Here is an 18,157-nt window from a genome sequence, read left to right as displayed (position 1 = left end):
CACTATCAAAAGAATAGCGACAGTCAACCCGAAGGAGACAAGAAGCATGATCGAGACATTCCAACGCAGCCTGCCCAACGGCACCACCCTGAGCTGCCGCGCCACCGGCGAGCCGGGCCGGCCGCTGATGGTGTTCCTGCACGGCTTTCCGGAGGCCGCGTTCATCTGGGACGAACTGCTCGAGTATTTCGCGGATCCCGCCCACGGCGGCTACCGCTGCGTGGCACCCAACCTGCGCGGCTTCGAGAAATCGAGCGCGCCGACCGACGTGGCGGCCTACAAGCCGCACCTCCTGATCCAGGACATCCAGCAGCTCGCCGCCACCGAGAGCGCCGACGGCACCATGGCCGCGCTGGTGGCCCACGACTGGGGCGGCGCCTTCGGCTGGGGCTACGCCAACGCCTTCACGCAACAGGTCGGCAAGCTGGTCATCATCAATTCGCCGCATCCGGGCACCTTCACCCGCGAACTGCGCAACAGCGCGGCGCAGCAGCAAGCCAGCGCCTACATGAACTTCCTCGCGCGCCCCGACGCCGAGGCGCTGCTCGCGGCCGACGACTTCAAGCGCATGTGGCCCTTCTTCACGCTGATGAAGGCCGGCCCGGACGGCTTCGGCTGGCTCACCGAAGAAGTCAAGCAGAAGTACCGCGAAGTCTGGGGCGCGGGCCTCACGGGCGCCTGCAACCTGTACCGCGTGACGCCCATGAAGCCGCCGCTGCCGGGGCAGACCATCGACGGCATCCCGGTTCTGCCGCGCGAACGGCTCACGGTGAATGTGCCGACCTTCGTGTTCTGGGCACTGGACGACGCGGCGCTGCTGCCCGGCCTGCTCGACGGCCTGGAGGACTACGTGCCGAAGCTCGAGATCAAGAAGGTGCCGGATGCGACCCACTGGATCGTGCACGAGCAGCCGCAGTTGGTCGCCCGCGAGATCGAGGGCTTTCTCGAACGCAATCAGTAGATCGGAGGCTCGCCCTCGGGGCGCGTTTTGAAGCGGCGATGCACCCAGTAGTACTGGGAAGGCATCGTGTCGATGTAGCCCTTCAGCCGCTCGTTCATGAGCGCCGTGTCGGCCTCGACATCGTCGGTCGGAAAGTTCTGCCAGGTCGGCAGCACCTGGATCTCGTAGCCGTCGCGCGTGAGCTTCGACATCACCGGCACCACCTTGGCCTTGCCCAGCCGCGCAAAGCGCGACAGCGAAGGCACGGTGGCCGCCTGCACACCGTAGAACGGCACGAAGATGGTCTGGTCGCGGCCGAAGTCCATGTCGGGCAGCAGGTACAGCAGGCCGCCCTTGCGCAGGCCCTGCAGCACCGGCTTGATGCCGTCCACCCGGTTGAGCGCCGCCACGTCGCCGAAGCGGGTGCGGCCTTCGCGGATCCAGGCATCGACCATCGGGTCGCGCTGGGTCGTGTAGATGGTGGCCGAGGGGCGCGCCGTGTGCATGGTCAGCGCGGTGGCCGCGGCGTCGAGGCCGTAGAAGTGCGGCGCGAACAGGATCATCGGCGCGTCGCCCTCGGCGATCTCGCGGATCTCCGAAGCCGCGCCGACCACCTTGAGCCGGCTCGCCACCACCTTCTCGGGCGCATGCCAGAGCCAGCCGCGGTCGAGCCACGACTGCGCCACGAAGACGAAGGTCTCGCGCGCGATGGCGCGGCGCTCGGCCTGCGACTTCCCGGGGAAGCAGACCGCGAGGTTGGTGTCGACCACGCGCCGCCGCGGCACGGCCACGGTATGCAGGATGCGGCCGAGGATCGCGCCGAAGCCGCGCACCAGCGGCAGGGGCAGCGGCGCGATCGCGCGCATGAAGCCGATGCCGAGTCGGGAACCGAGGCTCATGCGGCCTCTCCGGTGGCGGCGGCCACGCGCTCGGCGCGCGGCTCCTTGTAGCGGGCGTAGTCCCACACGTACTGGCCGGGCAGGCTGTGGATCAGCCGGCCGATGCCGTCGTTCATGGCCGCGGCGGCCTCCTCGATGGAGGCGGAGGGGTCGGTCAGCGCGGTGCCGACGATCGGCTCGAAGCGGATCACGTAGCCGGCACCCTTGGGCAGGCGTTCGCAGACGCTCAGGAAGCAGGCCGCGCCGGTCTGTTGCGCGAGGCGGGGAAGCAAGGTCATGGTGTAGGCGGGGCGGCCCAGGAACGGCGCCCAGACGCCCTGCCCCAGCGGGGGCACCTGGTCGGGCAGGATGCCGGTGTAGCCGCCACTGCGCAGCGTGCGGATGAGGCCGCGCACGCCGCTGTTGTTGGTGGGAAGCGTCTGCAGGCCGGGCCGGTCGCGCGAGCCGGCGGCGATCAGGTCGGCCATCCATTTCTTGCGCGCCGGGCGGAACAGCGCGGTGATGGGCCCGTAGGCCGCCAGGAAGCGTTCGCCGATGGCCTGGCCGCACATTTCCCAGCTGCCCAGGTGCGGCGCGACGAGGATCACGCCCTTCTTCGCCTGCACGGCGGCCTCGAAGGCCTCGACGCCTTCCCAGCGCACCACGCGGTCCAGCACGGTCTGGCCGTGCGGGCGCAGCCAGAGCCAGGGCAGTTCGGAGGCCATCTTGCCGGCGGCGGCGATGGCGGGACGGTATTGGCCCGGAGCGAAGCCCGCGCTCTCGGCGTTGGCCTTGAAGCGGCGGCGGTAGCCCGGCGCGCACCACCAGACCAGCCAGCCCAGCATGGCGCCGAGACGATGCATCAACGGCATCGGCAAGCGGGCAAGCAGGCGAAACAGGGTGATCATTGAAAACGGGAGGGGGTCAAAAAACGGACGCGCGCGCATGGTAGGCACGGCTCGAATAGAATCCAAATTGTCGCCGAGTTACGGAACAACTTGCAGGGCGACAAACACAAGCGCCGAGGCGATTGTGCCCCGCCGGGCAACCGGCATCTGCTAAAGCGTTCGCCAGGGCTCCGCAGAGTTGGCAACGCGCCAAATCACTTCAAGGAGTTTTGAACAAATGGCGAACGATTTCCTCTTCACTTCCGAATCCGTCTCCGAAGGCCACCCCGACAAGGTCGCCGACCAGATCTCGGATGCCATCCTGGACGCGATCTTCGAGCAGGACCCCCGCAGCCGCGTGGCCGCCGAGACGCTGACCAACACCGGCCTCGTGGTGCTCGCCGGCGAAATCACGACCAACGCGCACGTCGACTACATCCAGGTCGCGCGCGACACCATCAAGCGCATCGGCTACGACAACACCGACTACGGCATCGACTACAAGGGTTGCGCCGTGATGGTCTGCTACGACAAGCAGTCCAACGACATCGCCCAGGGCGTGGACCACGCATCCGACGACCACCTGAACACCGGCGCCGGCGACCAGGGCCTGATGTTCGGCTACGCCTGCGACGAAACGCCCGAGCTGATGCCCGCGCCCATCTACTACGCGCACCGCCTCGTCGAGCGCCAGGCCCAGCTGCGCAAGGATGGCCGCCTGCCGTTCCTGCGCCCCGACGCCAAGAGCCAGGTCACGATGCGCTACGTGGACGGCAAGCCGCACAGCATCGACACCGTGGTGCTCTCCACCCAGCACAGCCCCGACCAGAGCGAGACGCCGACCAAGATGAAGGCCTCGTTCAACGAAGCCATCATCGAGGAGATCATCAAGCCCGTGCTGCCCAAGGAGTGGCTCAAGGACACGCGCTACCTGATCAACCCGACCGGCCGCTTCGTCATCGGCGGCCCGCAGGGCGACTGCGGCCTCACCGGCCGCAAGATCATCGTCGACACCTACGGCGGCGCATGCCCGCACGGCGGCGGCGCGTTCTCGGGCAAGGACCCGTCCAAGGTCGACCGCTCGGCCGCCTACGCCGCGCGCTACGTGGCCAAGAACATCGTGGCCGCCGGCCTGGCGCGCCAGTGCCAGATCCAGGTGGCGTACGCCATCGGCGTGGCCGAGCCGATGAACATCACGGTCTACACCGAAGGCACCGGCGTGATCTCCGACGAGAAGATCGCCGAACTCGTGCGCGAGCACTTCGACCTGCGCCCGAAGGGCATCATCCAGATGCTCGACCTGCTGCGCCCGATCTACCAGAAGACCGCCGCCTACGGCCACTTCGGCCGCGAAGAGCCCGAGTTCACCTGGGAAGCCACCAACCAGGCAGCCGCCCTGCGCGCAGCCGCCGGCATCAAGGGCTGACGAGCCCCGGCCGCCGCTTCCTCAGGCGGCAGCGGCGGCCGAAGGAAAACGCACGGTGACCAGCAGCCCCCGCGCCTCGCGCGGATTGGCTGCCAGGTCCACGTTCGCATCGAAGGCGCGTGCGATCTCCCGCACGATGGCCAGCCCCAGGCCCGTGCCCTCGGTGTCCTGCGACACCCGGTAGAAGCGCTCGAACACGCGCTCGCGCGCCTCGGCCGGAATGCCGGGGCCGTTGTCTTCCACGGTCAGCTCGACCACCCCCTCCACCTTCCGCACGCCGACCGTCACCCGGCCGCCTTCCTGCGTGTAGCGCAAGGCGTTGTCCAGCAGGTTCGTGGCCAGCGCATCGAGCAGCGCCGGCTGGGCCTGCACCACGGCCTCGCCCGGCGCGGCCTCCGACTCCAGCCCCAGGTCGATGCCGCGACGGTCCGCCAGTGCCGCGAGCTGCTCGACGCAGCGCAGCGCCACCGCCGCAAGGTCGACCGGCTCCAGCCGCGTGTGTGCATCGCCGTGCTCGGCCTGCGCCAGCAGCAGCAGCTTGTTCGTCACGTCGACCAGCCGGCGGTTGCTGGTCTGCATCTCCTGCCACATCGCGTCCATGTCGGCGCGGCGCGTGTCCCATTCGCCGCGGTGCTGCCGCGTGTAGCGCGCGAACTCGATCTGCGAGGCCTGCATGGCCAGCGGCGTGCGCAACTGGTGCGCAGCGTCCGCAATGAAGCGCCGCTGCGCCTCGGAGTGGGCCTTGAGCTGCGCCACGAAGCGGTTGATGGTGTCGGCCACCGGCCGCAGCTCGGAGTGCAATGCGCCCGGGTCCACCACCAGGTCGAGGTGCAGCGGGTCGCGCTGCGCGAGCTGCTGGCTCAGCCGCACGATGGGGCGCAGCTCGAGCGTCAACGCCGCCACGGCCAGCGCGATGGAGAGCGCCAGCGCCACCAGCAGGTACTCCATCGACGGCCACCACAGCGTGCGCAGCATGTGGTCGCGGCTGCCCTCGGTCTTGCCGACGGCGATGGTGATGTCGCGCGCGCCGCCGGCCTCGTACATCGCGCGCGTGGTGACCACGGCGCGCAGCGGCACGCCGGCGAAGCGGGTGTCGTACCACTGCGCACGGTCGATTCCCACGGGCTTGCGCACGGCGGGCAGCGGGAAGTCGGCCGAGCCGGCCAGCACCTCGCCGTTGGCGCCGGTCACGCTGAGGAACACGCGGTCGCGCTCGGGCGACACGAACAGGCTCAGCGCCGACGGCGGCACGCTGGCCTTCACGTCCTCGTCTTCCCAGATCAGGCGGTCCGACAGCACCTTGGCCGACGACAGCAGGTCGTGGTCCTGCACATAGTCGGCCACCTCCGCGGCGTTGCGCCAGTTGAGGTATCCGCAGATGGCCACGAACACCGACATCGGCAGCAGCAGCCACAGCGCAAGGCGCAGGCGAAGGCTGGCGCGCCCGGGCACCCTAGTCTTCCTGGCGCGTGCGCAGCAGGTAGCCCACGCCGCGCAGCGTGATGATCGTCGCCTGGCTGGCCTCGAGCTTCTTGCGCAGCCGGTGGATGTAGATGTCGACCGCATCGGCGCTGGGCTCGTCGTCCAGGCCGAACATCGCGTCGATCAGCGCCTGCTTCGACACGGTGCTGCCGGCCTTCAGCATCAGCGTTTCCAGCAGCGTGCGTTCGCGCGGCGGCAGCGACAGCTCTTCGCCCGCCAGCGCGAACTGCCGCGTGCGCAGGTCGTAGCGCAGGTCGCCGCAGGCGATGTCGTTGGCCTTGCCGGGCATCTGCCGGCGCACCAGCACCTTGATACGCGCCACCAGCTCGCGGATCTCGAAGGGCTTGACGAGATAGTCGTCGGCGCCGATCTCCAGGCACAGCACCTTCTGGTCGAGCGACGCGGTGGCCGTGAGGATGATCACCGGCACCGTGTCGCCGCGCTCGCGCAGCCTGCGCAGCACGGCCTTGCCGGAGAGCTGCGGGATGTTCAGGTCGAGCAGCACCACGTCGTAGGCCGTCTGCGTGAGCAGCCGGTCGGCGGCGTCGCCGTCGTCCACGTGGTCGACCACGAACTCCTGCTCGCGCAGCAGGCTGGAGAGCCAGTGCGCGAGTTGCGGGTTGTCTTCGATGAGCAGCAGCTTCATGGGTCGGGGGTGGTGGCCGTGGATTCTAGGAAGCATCGGCAAGTCCTAGGGATAACCATGACAAATCATGCGGACCGCCGAAAGCTGGCCGAAAGACGCCGCTTCCTAGACTGGCCCCGTCCCGCGGCAGATGTGCGCGGACTCCCGATCCAATACCAACACGGAGAGACACCATGTCCCTGTCGCCATTCGCCACCCGCCGCACCCTGCTGGCCGCCGCCCTGTGCACCGCCCTTGCCGCCACCGCGCCGCTCGCGCAGGCCGCCGATGCGCCCATCACCATCATGGTGGGCGGCATCAACAAGATCATCTACCTGCCGGCCAAGCTCACCGACGCGCTGGGCTACTTCAAGGACGAAGGCCTGAACGTCGAGCTGCAGTCGCAGCCGGCCGGCGTCGACGCCGAGAACCAGCTGATCGCCGGCGCCGTGCAGGGCGTGGTGGGCTTCTACGACCACACCATCGACCTGCAGAGCAAGGGCAAGGAAATCCAGGCCATCGCCGTGTTCTGCAAGGTGCCGGGCGAAGTCGAGCTGGTGTCGACCAAGGCCGCGGCCGCCGGCTTCAAGACCATGGCCGACGCCAAGGGCGGCAAGACGCTGGGCGTGACCGGCCTGGGTTCTTCCACCGACTTCCTCACGCGCTACCTGGCCGACCGCGCCGGCGTGGCCTCCAAGGACTACTCGCTGCTGCCCGTGGGCGCGGGCAATACCTTCATCGCGGCCATGAAGCAGGACCGCATCCAGGCCGGCATGACCACCGAGCCCACCGTGTCGCAGATGCTCAAGACCGGCGACGCCAAGGTGCTGGTCGACCTGCGCACCGAGCCCGACACCGTCAAGGCGCTGGGCGGCCTCTACCCCGCGGCCAGCCTGTACGTGCAGAACACCTGGGCCGAATCGCACAAGGCCGAGGCCACCAAGCTGGCCCGTGCCTTCGCCCGCACCATGGAATACATCCACACCCACAGCGCCGAGGAGATCGCCGAGAAGGTGCCGCGCGACTACTACGGCAACGACAAGGAGCTCTACGTGCAGGCGCTGAAGGCCTCGCTGCCGATGTTCACCACCGACGCCAAGATGCCCGCCGGCGGCCCCGAGACCGTGCTGAAGGTTCTGGCCACCTACAAGCCGCTGGTCAAGAGCAAGAACATCGACCTGTCGAAGACCTACACCAACGCCTACCTGTCGGCAGCGGCGGCCAAGTGACCATGCGCAACGGAACACCTCCCAGCAGCGGCAGCAGCAACGGCGCCGTGACGTCGGCGATCGACTTCAACGACGTGTCGCTGCGCTTCATCTCGCAGGACGGCAACGCCACCGTGGCGCTGCGCAACTTCAGCATGTCGGTGGCGCGCGGCGAGTTCGTCGCCATCGTCGGGCCCACGGGCTGCGGCAAGTCGACCACGCTGAACATGATCACCGGCCTGCTCAAGCCCACCGTGGGCGACGTGAAGGTGATGGGCAAGCCCGTGACCGGCGTCGATCCGCGCATCGGCTTCGTGTTCCAGGCCGACGCGGTGTTCCCGTGGCGCAGCGTGGAAGACAACGTGGCCGCCGGCCCGATCTTCCGAGGCAAGCCGAAGAAGGAGGCGATGGAACTGGCCCAGGAGTGGATCCACCGCGTGGGCCTCTCGAAGTTCGGCAAGCACTACCCGCACCAGCTCTCGGGCGGCATGCGCAAGCGCGTGGCGCTGGCGCAGACCTTCATCAACAACCCCGAGATCCTGCTGATGGACGAGCCCTTCTCGGCGCTGGACATGCAGACCCGCACGCTGATGCAGGACGAGCTGCTGCAGCTGTGGTCGGGCAACGGCGGCAGCGTGGTGTTCGTCACGCACGACCTGGAGGAAGCGATTGCGCTGGCCGACCGCGTGTTCGTGCTGTCGGCGCGCCCCGCCACGCTCAAGCGCGTGTACGAGATCGACCTGCCGCGCCCGCGCGTCATGTCCGAGGTGCGCTACGACCCGCAGTTCATCGAGCTCTCCAAGCACATCTGGGACGACCTGCGCGAAGAAGTGGTGATCCAGTGAACACGACGACGACAAGAACCATGACCACACCCTCCACCACCACCCCGACGGCAGCCGTGCTGCCCTCGTCGCTCAGCGACGCCGCGCTGGCGCGCGAATCCGAGGTCGCGCAGGCGGCCATCCGCGGCCGGCGCCGCATGATCATCGGCCTGCGGCTGGCGGTGCTGGTGATCGCGCTCGGCGGCTGGGAGATCGCGGCGCGCCTGAAGTGGATCGACCCGTTCTTCTATTCGATGCCTTCGATGATCTACGACCAGCTCGTGGAATGGATGCGCGACGGCACCTCGCAAGGCTCGCTGTGGATGCAGGTGGCGGTGACGCTCGAGGAGACGGTGATCGGCTTCCTGATCGGCTCGATCGCCGGCGTGCTGTGCGGCATCGTGCTGGGCCGCAACAAGCTGCTGTCGGATGTGTTCAGCCTCTACATCCAGATCGCCAACTCGATTCCGCGCGTGGTGCTGGGCTCGATCTTCGTGATTGCGCTGGGCCTGGGCATGGCCTCGAAGGTGGCGCTGGCGGTGGTGATGGTTTTCTTCGTGGTGTTCGGCAACGCCTTCCAGGGCGTGCGCGAGGCCGACAAGTACATGATCGCGAACGCGCAGATCCTGGGCGCTTCGCCGCGGCAGGTGACGATGTCGGTGGTGATTCCGTCGGCGATGTCGTGGATCCTGGCAAGCCTGCACGTGAGCTTCGGCTTTGCGCTGGTGGGTGCGGTGGTGGGCGAGTTCCTCGGCGCGAAGGAAGGCATCGGGCTGCTGATCTCCACGGCCCAGGGCGCGTTCAACGCCAGCGGTGTGTTCGCGGCGATGATCGTTCTGGCTGTGGTTGCGCTGGCGGCCGATTTCCTGCTCAGTTCGCTGGAGAAGCGTTTGTTGAAGTGGCGGCCTGCTGCGTTCTGATTCTTTCGATTCGGTTGGGTAGAAACGGCGGGCTTGTTGCCCGCCGTTTTTTTCAGGGCGCGTGCGAAGGCCACCGGGTAGCGCCCTTCGCACATGGACGCAGCGCTTGTTCGGCTCGACCAGCCAGTGCTCTGAACGATCCCGCTGGCGGGGTGCTCTGCGCAGCGAAATAAAGGAGGAGGCCGCAGGCCGGGGGACATTCGCGGAGCAGAGTACCCCGTCGGCGGGATCGCGCCCCGAACGACCACACGTCAGAACCTGTAGGCGCCGCTCAACCCCACGGTCCAGTTCCGGCCCAGCGCCGGTTCGTAGAAACGCCCGTTGCCTTCATTGACGATCACCGAGCCTACGTAGCGGCGGTCGAACAGGTTGTCGACGCGCGCGAAGGCGTTGAGCTCCCAGCGCTCCCACTTCTTCAGGTAGCCGGCATAGACCGCCGCCACCGCATAGCCCGACGCCACGGCCGTGTTGACGTCGTTGGCCAGGATGCGCCCGAGCGCTCGCACTTCCGCGCCGGCACGCCAGCCCTCGGGCGGCACCCAGCCCAGCGACGCGAACAGCGATTGCCTCGCGATGCCGGGAATGCGGTTGCCCGACGCCACGGTGTTGGCCGTGCCGCAAGGCGACGGCGAGCAGAAGGCATCGCGGTAGGTCGCGTCCAGCCACGTGTAGGCCAGCTGGGTGCGCCAATGGCTGGCGGTCTCGTGCTGCCAGCCCAGCTCGAAGCCGTTGCGCTTGGTGCGGCCCGCGTTCTGGAAGGTCGCGCGGCCGCCGACGTTGGTGTCGGTCACGATCTCGTCGCGCGTGCGGGTCTGGAACAGCGCCGCCGTCAGCAGCCCGCCCGCGAGCCGGGCCTTGGCGCCGACCTCCAGGCTGTCGTTCACCGAAGGCCGCAGCGCGAAGTTGAGGCCGCTGGCGCCGTTCGCGCGGTACGACAGCTCGTTGAGCGTCGGCGTCTCGAAGCCGCGGCCGGCGGAGCCGTACAGCGCGAGGTCGGGCGTGGCCTGGTAGCGCAGCGACGCCACGGGCAGGGTCTTGCTGTAGCGCGCGCTGCCGCTGTCGTCGCGGTTGGCGCCGATGATGTAGCGGTCGTGCGAATCGAAGTGCACGCTGCTGCGGCGTACGCCGGCCTCCAGCGTCCAGCGCTCGGCAAGGCGCCAAGTCGCCTGCGCGTAGGGGTCGAGGTTCCAGACGGTATTGAGCTCGTTGCGGCGCAGGCGCCCCTGCACCCCCAGCACCGGGTTTGCGAGCGGGCCCAGGTAGTTCTCGTAGCCGCGCCGCTTTTCGCGCAGGTTGTCGTAGCCCAGCCCGGCAACCACGTCGAGCGGCCGGTCGGCAAGCTGCAGCGCGGCGCTCCAGCGCAGGTCGATGCCGCCGTACTGCCGCGACAGGTCGATCACGCCGCCCGCATGCAGCGGGTTCTGCTGCGCCGAAGGCGGAATCGACTGGTACTGCGTGGTCTCGCGCTGCCCGCCATAGACCATGAGGCGCAGCGCCTGCCTGGCGTCGATGCGGCGCTCGTAGAGCAGCCCGGCCTGCGTCTGCTCGACGGTCTTGCGCGTGTCGTACTGGGTGGCGAGCGGCGCGTTGCGCGGCGCCAGCGCGTACTGGTCGGCCGTGAGGCCGAGCGGATCTTGCGCGTCAATGCGCACGCTGTTCATCACCAGCGTGAGCTTGTCGCCGTTGTCCAGCGCGATGCCCAGCTTGCCGTTGGCGATGTCGCGCCGCGCGGCGCTGTGCTCGCGCCAGCCGTCGGTGCGGAAGCGGCTGGCATCGAGCATGTAGTCGACCGCGCCCTGCGAGCCGCTGAGCTGCAGCGACTGCCGCCAGGTGCCGAAGCTGCCGCCCGCGAGCGAATACGCCAGCCGCGGCGCCCCCTCGCCCGATGCGGTGAAGGCCTGCACCACGCCGCCGGAAGAATTGCCGTAGAGCGCGGAGAACGGTCCGCGCAAGACCTCGACACGGTCCACCGAGCCGATGTCGATGTTCGAGGTCTGGCCCTGCCCGTCGGGCAAGGTGGCGGGAATGCCGTCGACGTACAGCCGCACGCCGCGCACGCCGAAGGTGGAGCGCGCGCCGAAGCCGCGGATCGACAGTTGCAGGTCTTGCGCGTAGTTCTGCCGGTTCTGCACCTGCAGCCCGGGCACGGCGCCCAGGCTTTCGGAGAGATTGACCTGCAGGCGGCTGTCGCGCATTTCTGCGCCGTCGACCCGGTCGACCGAACCGGGCACGTTGAAAGGCGCGACCTCGCCGCGCGGCGTGGAAACCGTGATCTCGCGCAGTGCGGCCGGTGCCGCCTCCTGCGCATCGGCCGGCGACGGGACATGAAGCGACAGGCAGGCAACGGCGGCGGCGGCAACGGGCGAGAGTTTCATCGCGCCCATTCTGGGGCCATGCCGCCCGCCCGGGACCTCAGGCTTTCACCGGGTGCCGGCAAGAGCCGGGCGTCCTAGCGGGCGGAAGACCGCAGCCAGCCGAACCAGACGCACACGACAACCGGAACGCCCAGCGCGATCCAGGCAACGATGTCGCCGAAGCCGCCGTCGCTGAAGAGCGCGGAGACCAGGCCCAGTGTCGTGAGCAGGCCGAGCACGATCGGCCAGCCCCACATGCGCCAGAAGCCGTGACGATGCTTCATGCCCGGGCCTTCATTGCCGCGGCCGGCTCGGGTGGCTGCGCGGCGGGTGCGGCGCTGCCGCGCTTGAGCCACAGGTACAGGCCGCTGCCCAGCACGATGATGGTCGCGATGTCGAGCAGCGCCCACAGGATCTGCATCGGCATGCCGCCGTAGTCGCCGAAGTGCAGCGGCTGCGACACCAGCAGCGCCGTGAGGTACCAGGGCAGCTTGGGCGCCGCCGTGACCTCCGCGGTCTTGGCGTCGACCAGCACCGGCTGGAACAGCTTGGAACTGAAGGGCTCGTTGCCGCGCAGGAAGAAGGTGTTGTGGTGCGGGCTCGAGAACGAGGTGCCCGGGAACGCGATGAACGACAGCTTCATGCCGGGCGCGCGCTGCAGCGCGGCTTCCATCGAGCTTTGCACCGAGCCGCGCTGAGACACCGCCACCACCGGCTCGTTCTTGTAGGGCGCCAGCAGCGCGCTGAGCTGGTCGTACTGCCAGTACTTGATGAGCAGGTCGGCCCAGGTGTTGATCATGCCGGTGGAGCCCACCACGAACAGCCACACCAGCGTGACCACGCCCAGCAGGTTGTGCAGGTCGAGCCACTTCAGGCGCGGGCGCTTGTCGCGCCGCACCGTGCCGAAGTCGAGCTTGCGCATGAACGGCGAATAGAGCACCACGCCCGAGACGATGGCCACCAGCAGCAGCAGGCCCATGAAGCCGAGGAACAGCTTGCCCGGCAACCCGGCGAACAGATCGACGTGCAGCTTGAACATCACGTACATGAAGCCCTCGTCGAACTTGGGCTGGGCGAGCACGTCGCCCGTGCGCGCGTCGACCGCGACCGACTTGAAGTCGTCGGTGGGCGCCGGCGTGGGCGTGAGCGTGACGAACCACAGGCCGTCGTCGTCCTCGGGCTGCGAGGCGAACTGCACCACGCGGTCGGGGTGCTTGGCCTTGGCGATCTCCAGCACGCGGTCGAGGCTGATGCGCGGCGTGTCCGCCGGCATCTTCGGCGCCTCGACCTCGGTGCCGAGCAGGTGGCCGATCTCGTGGTGGAAGATCAGCGGCAGGCCCGTGATGCACAGCAGCAGCATGAACACGGTGCACACGAGGCTGCTCCACTTGTGCACCCAGGCCCAGGTCTTGATTGTTCGGCTGTTCATGTGGTGGCGGCTCCGCTCGAAGGGCGGCGATCAGAAGCGATAGGTGGCGCTGGCCACAACGCTGCGGCGCGCACCGAACCAGCAGTCGCCGCGCGACAGGCAGGTGCTGAAGTAGGTCTTGTCGGTCGCGTTGTTGATGTTCAGCGCGTAGCGCCACCTGTCCGACTCGTAGGCCAGCATCAGGTCGAGCAGGGTCACCGAGGGCACGCGAGGCCCGGCGCTGGAGCCGTCCACGTCGGTGAAGCCGCTCATGTAGCGCACGCCCGCACCGGCGGAGAAGCCCGGCACCCCCGCGATGGAGAAACGGTACTTGCCCCACACCGAGGCCTGGTTGCGCGGCTGCTCGGTGAGCTTGGCGTCGACGTCGATGTTGGTGTAGTTGGCGATCAGGTCGAAGTTGCGGCCCAGCGTCGTCTTCAGCTCGAGCTCCACGCCCTTGTTCTTCGTCGCATCGACCTGCCGGCCGTAGTCCGGGTTGGTGCTGTCGGAGACGAGGCGGTTCTTTTCCTTCAGCGAGAAGACCGACGCGGTGAAGCTCGTCGGCGAGCCGGCGGGCTGGTACTTGACGCCGGCCTCCACCTGCTCGCCGCGCAGCGGCTTGAACAGGTTGCCCTCGGCGTTGGTGCCGGCCTGGGGCGTGAAGGATTCGGTATAGCTCAGGTACGGCGACCAGCCCGAAGGCAGCGTGTACATCACGCCCAGCCGGCGCGAGGTGGCGCTGGTCGTCTCCGAGGCGCTGCCCGCGGTGCCGGCGGTGCTGCGGTCGTAGCGCAGGCCGGCCACGAAGATCCAGTTGTCCAGCTTCATCTGGTCCTGCACGTAGATGCCGGCATTGCGCTGGGTGGTGCGCGGCCTGCGCGTCAGCTCGGTGACCGGCACGTAGCCGACGCCATAGACCGGTGCGTAGGCGTCGATGGTGCTGTAGACGGAGCCTTCGGTCTTGTCCTGGCGCTGGCGCGAATACTCCGCGCCCACCAGCAGCGTGTGGCGCAGCGCGCCGGTGTCGAAATGGCCTTCGACGTGGTTGTCGATACCGGTCATGCTGGTCCATGCCAGCGACTTGTCGTTGTAGCGGCCGAGCAGGCGCTGGCCGGCCGGGTCGAGCGACCAGCCGCCGGGCACGGAGAAAGAATCCGCGTAGTGGTAGTGCGAGTCGTTGAAGGTGCGTGATGCGCGGAAGTTCTGCCTGAAGGTCCAGCGCTCATTGAACTTGTGCTCGAACTGCCAGCCGAAGGTCTTGCGCTCGGTGTCGTAGCCGTCGCCCGGCTCGCCGATGAAGCGGCTGGACGGCAGCGGGCCGTTAATGTTCGGCAGGATGGTGCCTTGCCAGGGGAAGAACTGCGAAGTGCTGCCGGTCTTGTCCTTCTGCCACAGGGCCTGCAGCGTCAGCGAGGTCGCGGCGCTGGGGCGCCAGGTGAGCGACGGCATGATGAGCGAGCGGTCGTCCGGCACGTAGTCGACCTGCGTGTCGGACTTGCGCTGCAGCGCCACCAGGCGGTACGACCATTGGCCGTCGGCGGTCAGCGGGCCGGTCAGATCGGCCTGGAGCTGCTTGCGTCCGAAGGAGCCGAGCTGCACGCCCACCTCGCGGTAGGCCTGCTGCTGCGGCAGCTTGCTGACCATGTTGATCACACCGCCCGCGGTGCCTGCGCCGAACAGCATGCCGGCCGGCCCGCGCAGCACTTCGAGGCGCTCCAGCGTGTACGGGTCGGGCCGCGCCGTGGCGGTGTACCAGCCGGAGGAATAGGTCTGCAGCCCGTCGAGGTAGACGGAGGGATCGCTGCCGCGCACCGAGAAGCTGTCGGAGCGCGAATCGATGCCGTAGGCGTCGGAGCGCACGCCGGCGGCGTAGGTGAGCGCGTCCTGAAGGTTGGTGGCGCCCTGGTCGACCATCTGGTCGCGCGTGACAACGGTCACCGACTGCGGCGTCTCGGCCAGCGGCGTGTCGGTCTTGGTGGCCGTGACCGCATTCTTTGCGCGGTAGCCGATCACCGACGTCTTCGCGGTCTCGGCTTCGGCATTCGCGTCCACCCTCACTTCCGGCAGGGAAGCTGCATTCGCCGTCTGGGCCAGCACCTGGTGCTGCGTGTAAATAGCCAGGCACCCCACCAGCACCGATGCGGCCTTGCGCCGCGCCACCAATCTAGACATTCCTTCTCCACTCCAAGACACAATTAAGAAGCATTCGCATTCTAATTGTCAAAAAGTCTCGGCCGGGCCAATTTCCAACAGGCTCGCAAGGGCGTTGCGTTGCGAAATTGCGTCTTCAAAAAAGGGACGAAAGGCTACGATCCCGCCCGCACGCTTCCTCTCATGCGTCGGCAGGCCCCATGTTCATCAAGCTCATTGCCTTTCTGTTTCCCGCGCTGCGCGGTCCGGCTCTGTGGCTGATTGCCCTTGCACTGACCGGCTGCGCCGGCCTGCCGCCGCGCGCGCCCGAGCCGCCGGTGAAATCCATCGCCGCCTCGCCGGCCACGGAGCTCGGCCGCGCGGCCATCGCCCTGAACACGCCGCCGGACGGGCTGACGAGCATGCGCCCGCTGATCGAGGCGTCCTACGCGCTCGATGCGCGGCTCGAGCTGATGCGGCGGGCCCAGTCCTCCCTCGACGTGCAGACCTACCAGCTCGGCAACGACAAGACCGGCCGCCTGCTTCTGCGCGAACTGCGCAATGCCGCGCGGCGCGGCGTGCGCGTACGGCTGCTGCTCGACGACTTCTACACCGCCGGCATGGACCGCCTGCTGCTCGGACTGGCCGCCGAACCCAATGCCGAAGTGCGGCTGTTCAACCCCTTCGTGAATGCGCGCGACCATTCGTCGGGCCGCTGGCTGGAGTTCTTCTCCGACTTCCGCCGGCTCAACCACCGCATGCACAACAAGCTGTTCCTGGCGGACGGCGCGATGGCCATCGCGGGCGGACGCAACCTCGCCGACGAATATTTCCTGCGCAGCGAGAGCGCCAACTTCATCGACTTCGAACTGCTGCTGGCCGGCCCGGTCGTGCCCGAGGCCGCGGCCATCTTCGACACCTACTGGAACAGCGACGTGGTCTACCCGCTTCAGCGGGTCGCCAGCACCAGCCGCTCGACCGAGACGCTGAAAGCCGACTTCGAGGCCGCCACCTCCCCCGCCAACGCCCCGCCGCCCGGCCCCCTGCCCCTCACCGACCTGCTCGGCGACCCGCCCCTGGGTGCCCAGCTCGCCAACATCGACGAAGCGAAATGGATGCGCGCCGAGGCCAACGCCTCCGCCGACAGCCCCAACAAGGCGCTGGGCGTCATGGCGCACCCCACCGAATCGCTGGCGCAGCGCTTCCACGAGATGCTGGCCACGGCGCAGTCGAACGTGGTGGTGATATCGCCCTACTTCATTCCGGGCGACGAGGGCATGGAGCGCATCCGCATGGGCCGCGAGCACGGCGTGAACATCACCGTCATCACCAACTCGCTGGCCGACAGCGACGAGCCGCTGGTCAACATCAACTACAACCGCTACCGCGTCGACATGCTCAAGCTGGGCGTGAACCTGTACGAGGTCAGCACCCAGCAGCTGCGGCGCAGCGGCCAGTTCCGCGACCTGCTGAAGAAGGCCCGCGGCCGCCTGCACGCCAAGCTGGCGCTGGTGGACCGCCAGTGGGTGCTGCTCGGCTCGATGAACCTCGACCCGCGCTCGGCCCGGCTGAACACCGAGTTCGGCGTGCGCGTGCGCAGCTTCGACCTGACGCAGGCGCTGCTTTTCGCCTACCAGCTCGACGACATCGAAGGCGTCTACCGCGTCACGCTCAAGCCCGACGGCCAGAACGTGCAATGGGTCGGCACCGGCGACGTCGACAACGAAGTGCTCGACAGCGAACCCGACTCCAGCATGCTGACGCGGCTGCAGCTGCTGCTGTTCTCCTGGTTCGTGCCGACCGACCAGCTGTAGGCGGGCTCAGCGCCGGTCCAGCGCCCTGAGCGTCTCGGCCAGCACCAGCGTGCCGGCGGCCACCTGCTCCTTGGTCGCCCATTCTTCCGGGCAGTGGCTGCGGCCATCGAGGCACGGGATGAAGACCATGCCCATCGGTCCCGTGGAAGCGACGTGCATGGCGTCGTGGCCGGCGCCGCTGGGCAGTTGACGATGCGCCAGGCCCAGGCGGTCGGCGGCTTCGGCCACGGCCTGCATGACCAGCCCGGAGCACTGCACGGGCGGCGTGCGGGTCAGCGGCTCCATCGCGCAGGAGAGGCGCAGCGCCTGCAGCTCATCGCGGCACAGGGCCAGCAGCCGCTCGGGGAACTCGTCGAGCACCGGCTGCGCATTGCTGCGCACCTCCAGCACCATGTCGACGCGGCCGGGCACGGCGTTGGGCACGTTGGGGCTCATCGAGATCCGGCCGATCGTCGCCACCACGTAGTGCGGCCGCCCGTCCATGGCGCAGGCCTCGCGGTGCGCCGCGTCGATCAGCCGCGCGGCGCCGACCAGCGCATCGCGGCGGATGTCCATCGGCGTGGTGCCGGCATGGTCGGGCTGGCCCGTGACCGTGAGTGCCACGCGGCGGATGCCCACGATGTCGGTGACCACGCCGATCGGCAGCCCTTCGCGCTCCAGCACCGGCCCCTGCTCGATGTGCAGTTCCACGAAAGCGGCCACGCCACCGGCGCCGCGGGCCGCGCCGGCCAGCGCATCGGGTTTCGCGCCGATGCGATGCATGGCCTGCGACAGGCTTTCGCCGGCTTCGTTGCGCGAGGCCAGCATGGCCGCGTCCAGCGTGCCGGCGAAGGCGCGGCTGCCCACGCAGGAAATGCCGTAGTCGCTGGGCTCTTCGGACAGGAAGTCGATCACCTCCAGCGGATGGCGCAGCATCACGCCGCTTTCGTGCAGCGACTGCGCCACCTCCAGCCCCGCGAGCACGCCGAGGATGCCGTCGAAGCGGCCGCCGCCGACCACGGTGTCGCAATGCGAGCCGGTGACCAGCGGCGCAAGCCCGGCTTCGGAGCCTTCGCGCCGGCCGGTCAGGTTGCCGGCCGCATCGGTATGGACGGCGAGCCCCGCCTGCTGGAACTGCTCGCGCAGCCAGTCCCTGGCCTTGTCGAATTCGGGCGAGAAGGCGCGGCGGGTCCAGGGGACGTCGGGAAGGGTGAAGGAAGAAAGAGTTTCGAGCCGATGCCAGAGGCGATCGGCCTGGATGGAAATGGATGGGGACATGCCC

General features: G+C 68.4%; 15 protein-coding genes. 6 read left to right on the top strand and 9 right to left on the bottom strand.

The features are described 5' to 3' along the window. The first annotated feature begins 46 nt into the window (after positions 1-46). Positions 47-961, top strand: coding sequence for an alpha/beta fold hydrolase (locus QRN67_RS31380; protein WP_285414962.1), 915 nt, complete (start codon positions 47-49; stop codon positions 959-961). Here QRN67_RS31380 and QRN67_RS31375 read toward each other — a convergent pair. Both QRN67_RS31375 and QRN67_RS31370 read right to left on the bottom strand, forming a co-directional pair. After that, positions 955-1,839 (bottom strand): LpxL/LpxP family acyltransferase, encoded by an 885-nt coding sequence (locus QRN67_RS31375; RefSeq protein ID WP_285414961.1) that lies wholly within the window; start codon positions 1,837-1,839, stop codon positions 955-957. The genes QRN67_RS31380 and QRN67_RS31375 overlap by 7 nt on opposite strands. Continuing rightward, the gene (locus QRN67_RS31370) at positions 1,836-2,726 is read right to left on the bottom strand and encodes a lysophospholipid acyltransferase family protein (RefSeq protein WP_285414960.1); all 891 of its coding nucleotides are present in this window, start codon (positions 2,724-2,726) and stop codon (positions 1,836-1,838) included. Before QRN67_RS31370 ends, QRN67_RS31375 begins: the two co-directional genes overlap by 4 nt. A 217-nt stretch (positions 2,727-2,943) precedes the next feature. On the opposite strand from QRN67_RS31370, the gene metK reads away from it, so the two are divergent. Continuing rightward, complete coding sequence (gene metK / locus QRN67_RS31365; RefSeq protein ID WP_081268060.1) at positions 2,944-4,131, top strand: methionine adenosyltransferase; 1,188 nt, start codon at positions 2,944-2,946, stop codon at positions 4,129-4,131. Between the two features lie 21 nt (positions 4,132-4,152). On the opposite strand, the gene QRN67_RS31360 is transcribed toward metK, so the two are convergent. After that, complete coding sequence (locus QRN67_RS31360) at positions 4,153-5,583, bottom strand: sensor histidine kinase (protein ID WP_285414959.1); 1,431 nt, start codon at positions 5,581-5,583, stop codon at positions 4,153-4,155. Position 5,584: 1 nt separating this feature from the next. Then, positions 5,585-6,259: a response regulator transcription factor gene (locus tag QRN67_RS31355; protein ID WP_081268062.1), complete on the bottom strand. Its 675-nt coding sequence runs from the start codon at positions 6,257-6,259 to the stop codon at positions 5,585-5,587. A 173-nt stretch (positions 6,260-6,432) separates the two neighbouring features. Here QRN67_RS31355 and QRN67_RS31350 point away from each other — a divergent pair, with 173 nt between their 5' ends. Genes QRN67_RS31350 through QRN67_RS31340 form a run of 3 tightly spaced genes read left to right on the top strand, consistent with a single transcriptional unit; the run spans position 6,433 to position 9,190 of the window. Next, positions 6,433-7,467 (top strand): ABC transporter substrate-binding protein, encoded by a 1,035-nt coding sequence (locus QRN67_RS31350; protein ID WP_285414958.1) that lies wholly within the window; start codon positions 6,433-6,435, stop codon positions 7,465-7,467. A gap of 2 nt (positions 7,468-7,469) precedes the next feature. Further along, the gene (locus QRN67_RS31345) at positions 7,470-8,291 is read left to right on the top strand and encodes an ABC transporter ATP-binding protein (protein WP_285414957.1); all 822 of its coding nucleotides are present in this window, start codon (positions 7,470-7,472) and stop codon (positions 8,289-8,291) included. A 20-nt stretch (positions 8,292-8,311) separates the two neighbouring features. Next, positions 8,312-9,190, top strand: a complete 879-nt coding sequence (locus QRN67_RS31340) for an ABC transporter permease (RefSeq protein ID WP_081268065.1) — start codon at positions 8,312-8,314, stop codon at positions 9,188-9,190. A 251-nt stretch (positions 9,191-9,441) separates the two neighbouring features. On the opposite strand, the gene QRN67_RS31335 is transcribed toward QRN67_RS31340, so the two are convergent. From QRN67_RS31335 to QRN67_RS31320, 4 genes are all read right to left on the bottom strand, one after another. After that, positions 9,442-11,565 carry a TonB-dependent receptor domain-containing protein gene (locus QRN67_RS31335; RefSeq protein WP_285414956.1) on the bottom strand — a complete coding sequence of 708 codons (2,124 nt, stop codon included), beginning with the start codon at positions 11,563-11,565 and terminating at the stop codon, positions 9,442-9,444. A 74-nt stretch (positions 11,566-11,639) separates the two neighbouring features. Beyond that, a complete protein-coding gene (locus tag QRN67_RS31330; RefSeq protein ID WP_285414955.1) occupies positions 11,640-11,828 on the bottom strand; it encodes a hypothetical protein in 189 nt (62 codons plus the stop codon). Beyond that, positions 11,825-12,973, bottom strand: coding sequence for a PepSY-associated TM helix domain-containing protein (locus tag QRN67_RS31325; RefSeq protein WP_106935566.1), 1,149 nt, complete (start codon positions 12,971-12,973; stop codon positions 11,825-11,827). Before QRN67_RS31325 ends, QRN67_RS31330 begins: the two co-directional genes overlap by 4 nt. 30 nt (positions 12,974-13,003) lie before the next feature. After that, positions 13,004-15,124, bottom strand: coding sequence for a TonB-dependent siderophore receptor (locus tag QRN67_RS31320; RefSeq protein ID WP_081268068.1), 2,121 nt, complete (start codon positions 15,122-15,124; stop codon positions 13,004-13,006). Positions 15,125-15,303: 179 nt separating this feature from the next. Between QRN67_RS31320 and QRN67_RS31315 the strand changes: the two genes are divergently transcribed. Beyond that, a complete protein-coding gene (locus QRN67_RS31315) occupies positions 15,304-16,896 on the top strand; it encodes a phospholipase D family protein (protein ID WP_081268069.1) in 1,593 nt (530 codons plus the stop codon). 6 nt (positions 16,897-16,902) lie between these two features. Here the strand turns inward: QRN67_RS31315 and ertE are convergent, their stop codons facing one another. Continuing rightward, on the bottom strand, positions 16,903-18,153 hold the full coding sequence (ertE, locus tag QRN67_RS31310; protein ID WP_285414954.1) for an N-carbamyl-l-glutamate amidohydrolase ErtE: 1,251 nt from the start codon (positions 18,151-18,153) through the stop codon (positions 16,903-16,905). Positions 18,154-18,157: the final 4 nt, after the last annotated feature.

Source organism: Variovorax sp. efr-133-TYG-130 (genome assembly GCF_030208835.1).
GTDB lineage: Bacteria > Pseudomonadota > Gammaproteobacteria > Burkholderiales > Burkholderiaceae_C > Variovorax.
This window is presented reverse-complemented; position numbering and strand designations above follow the sequence as displayed.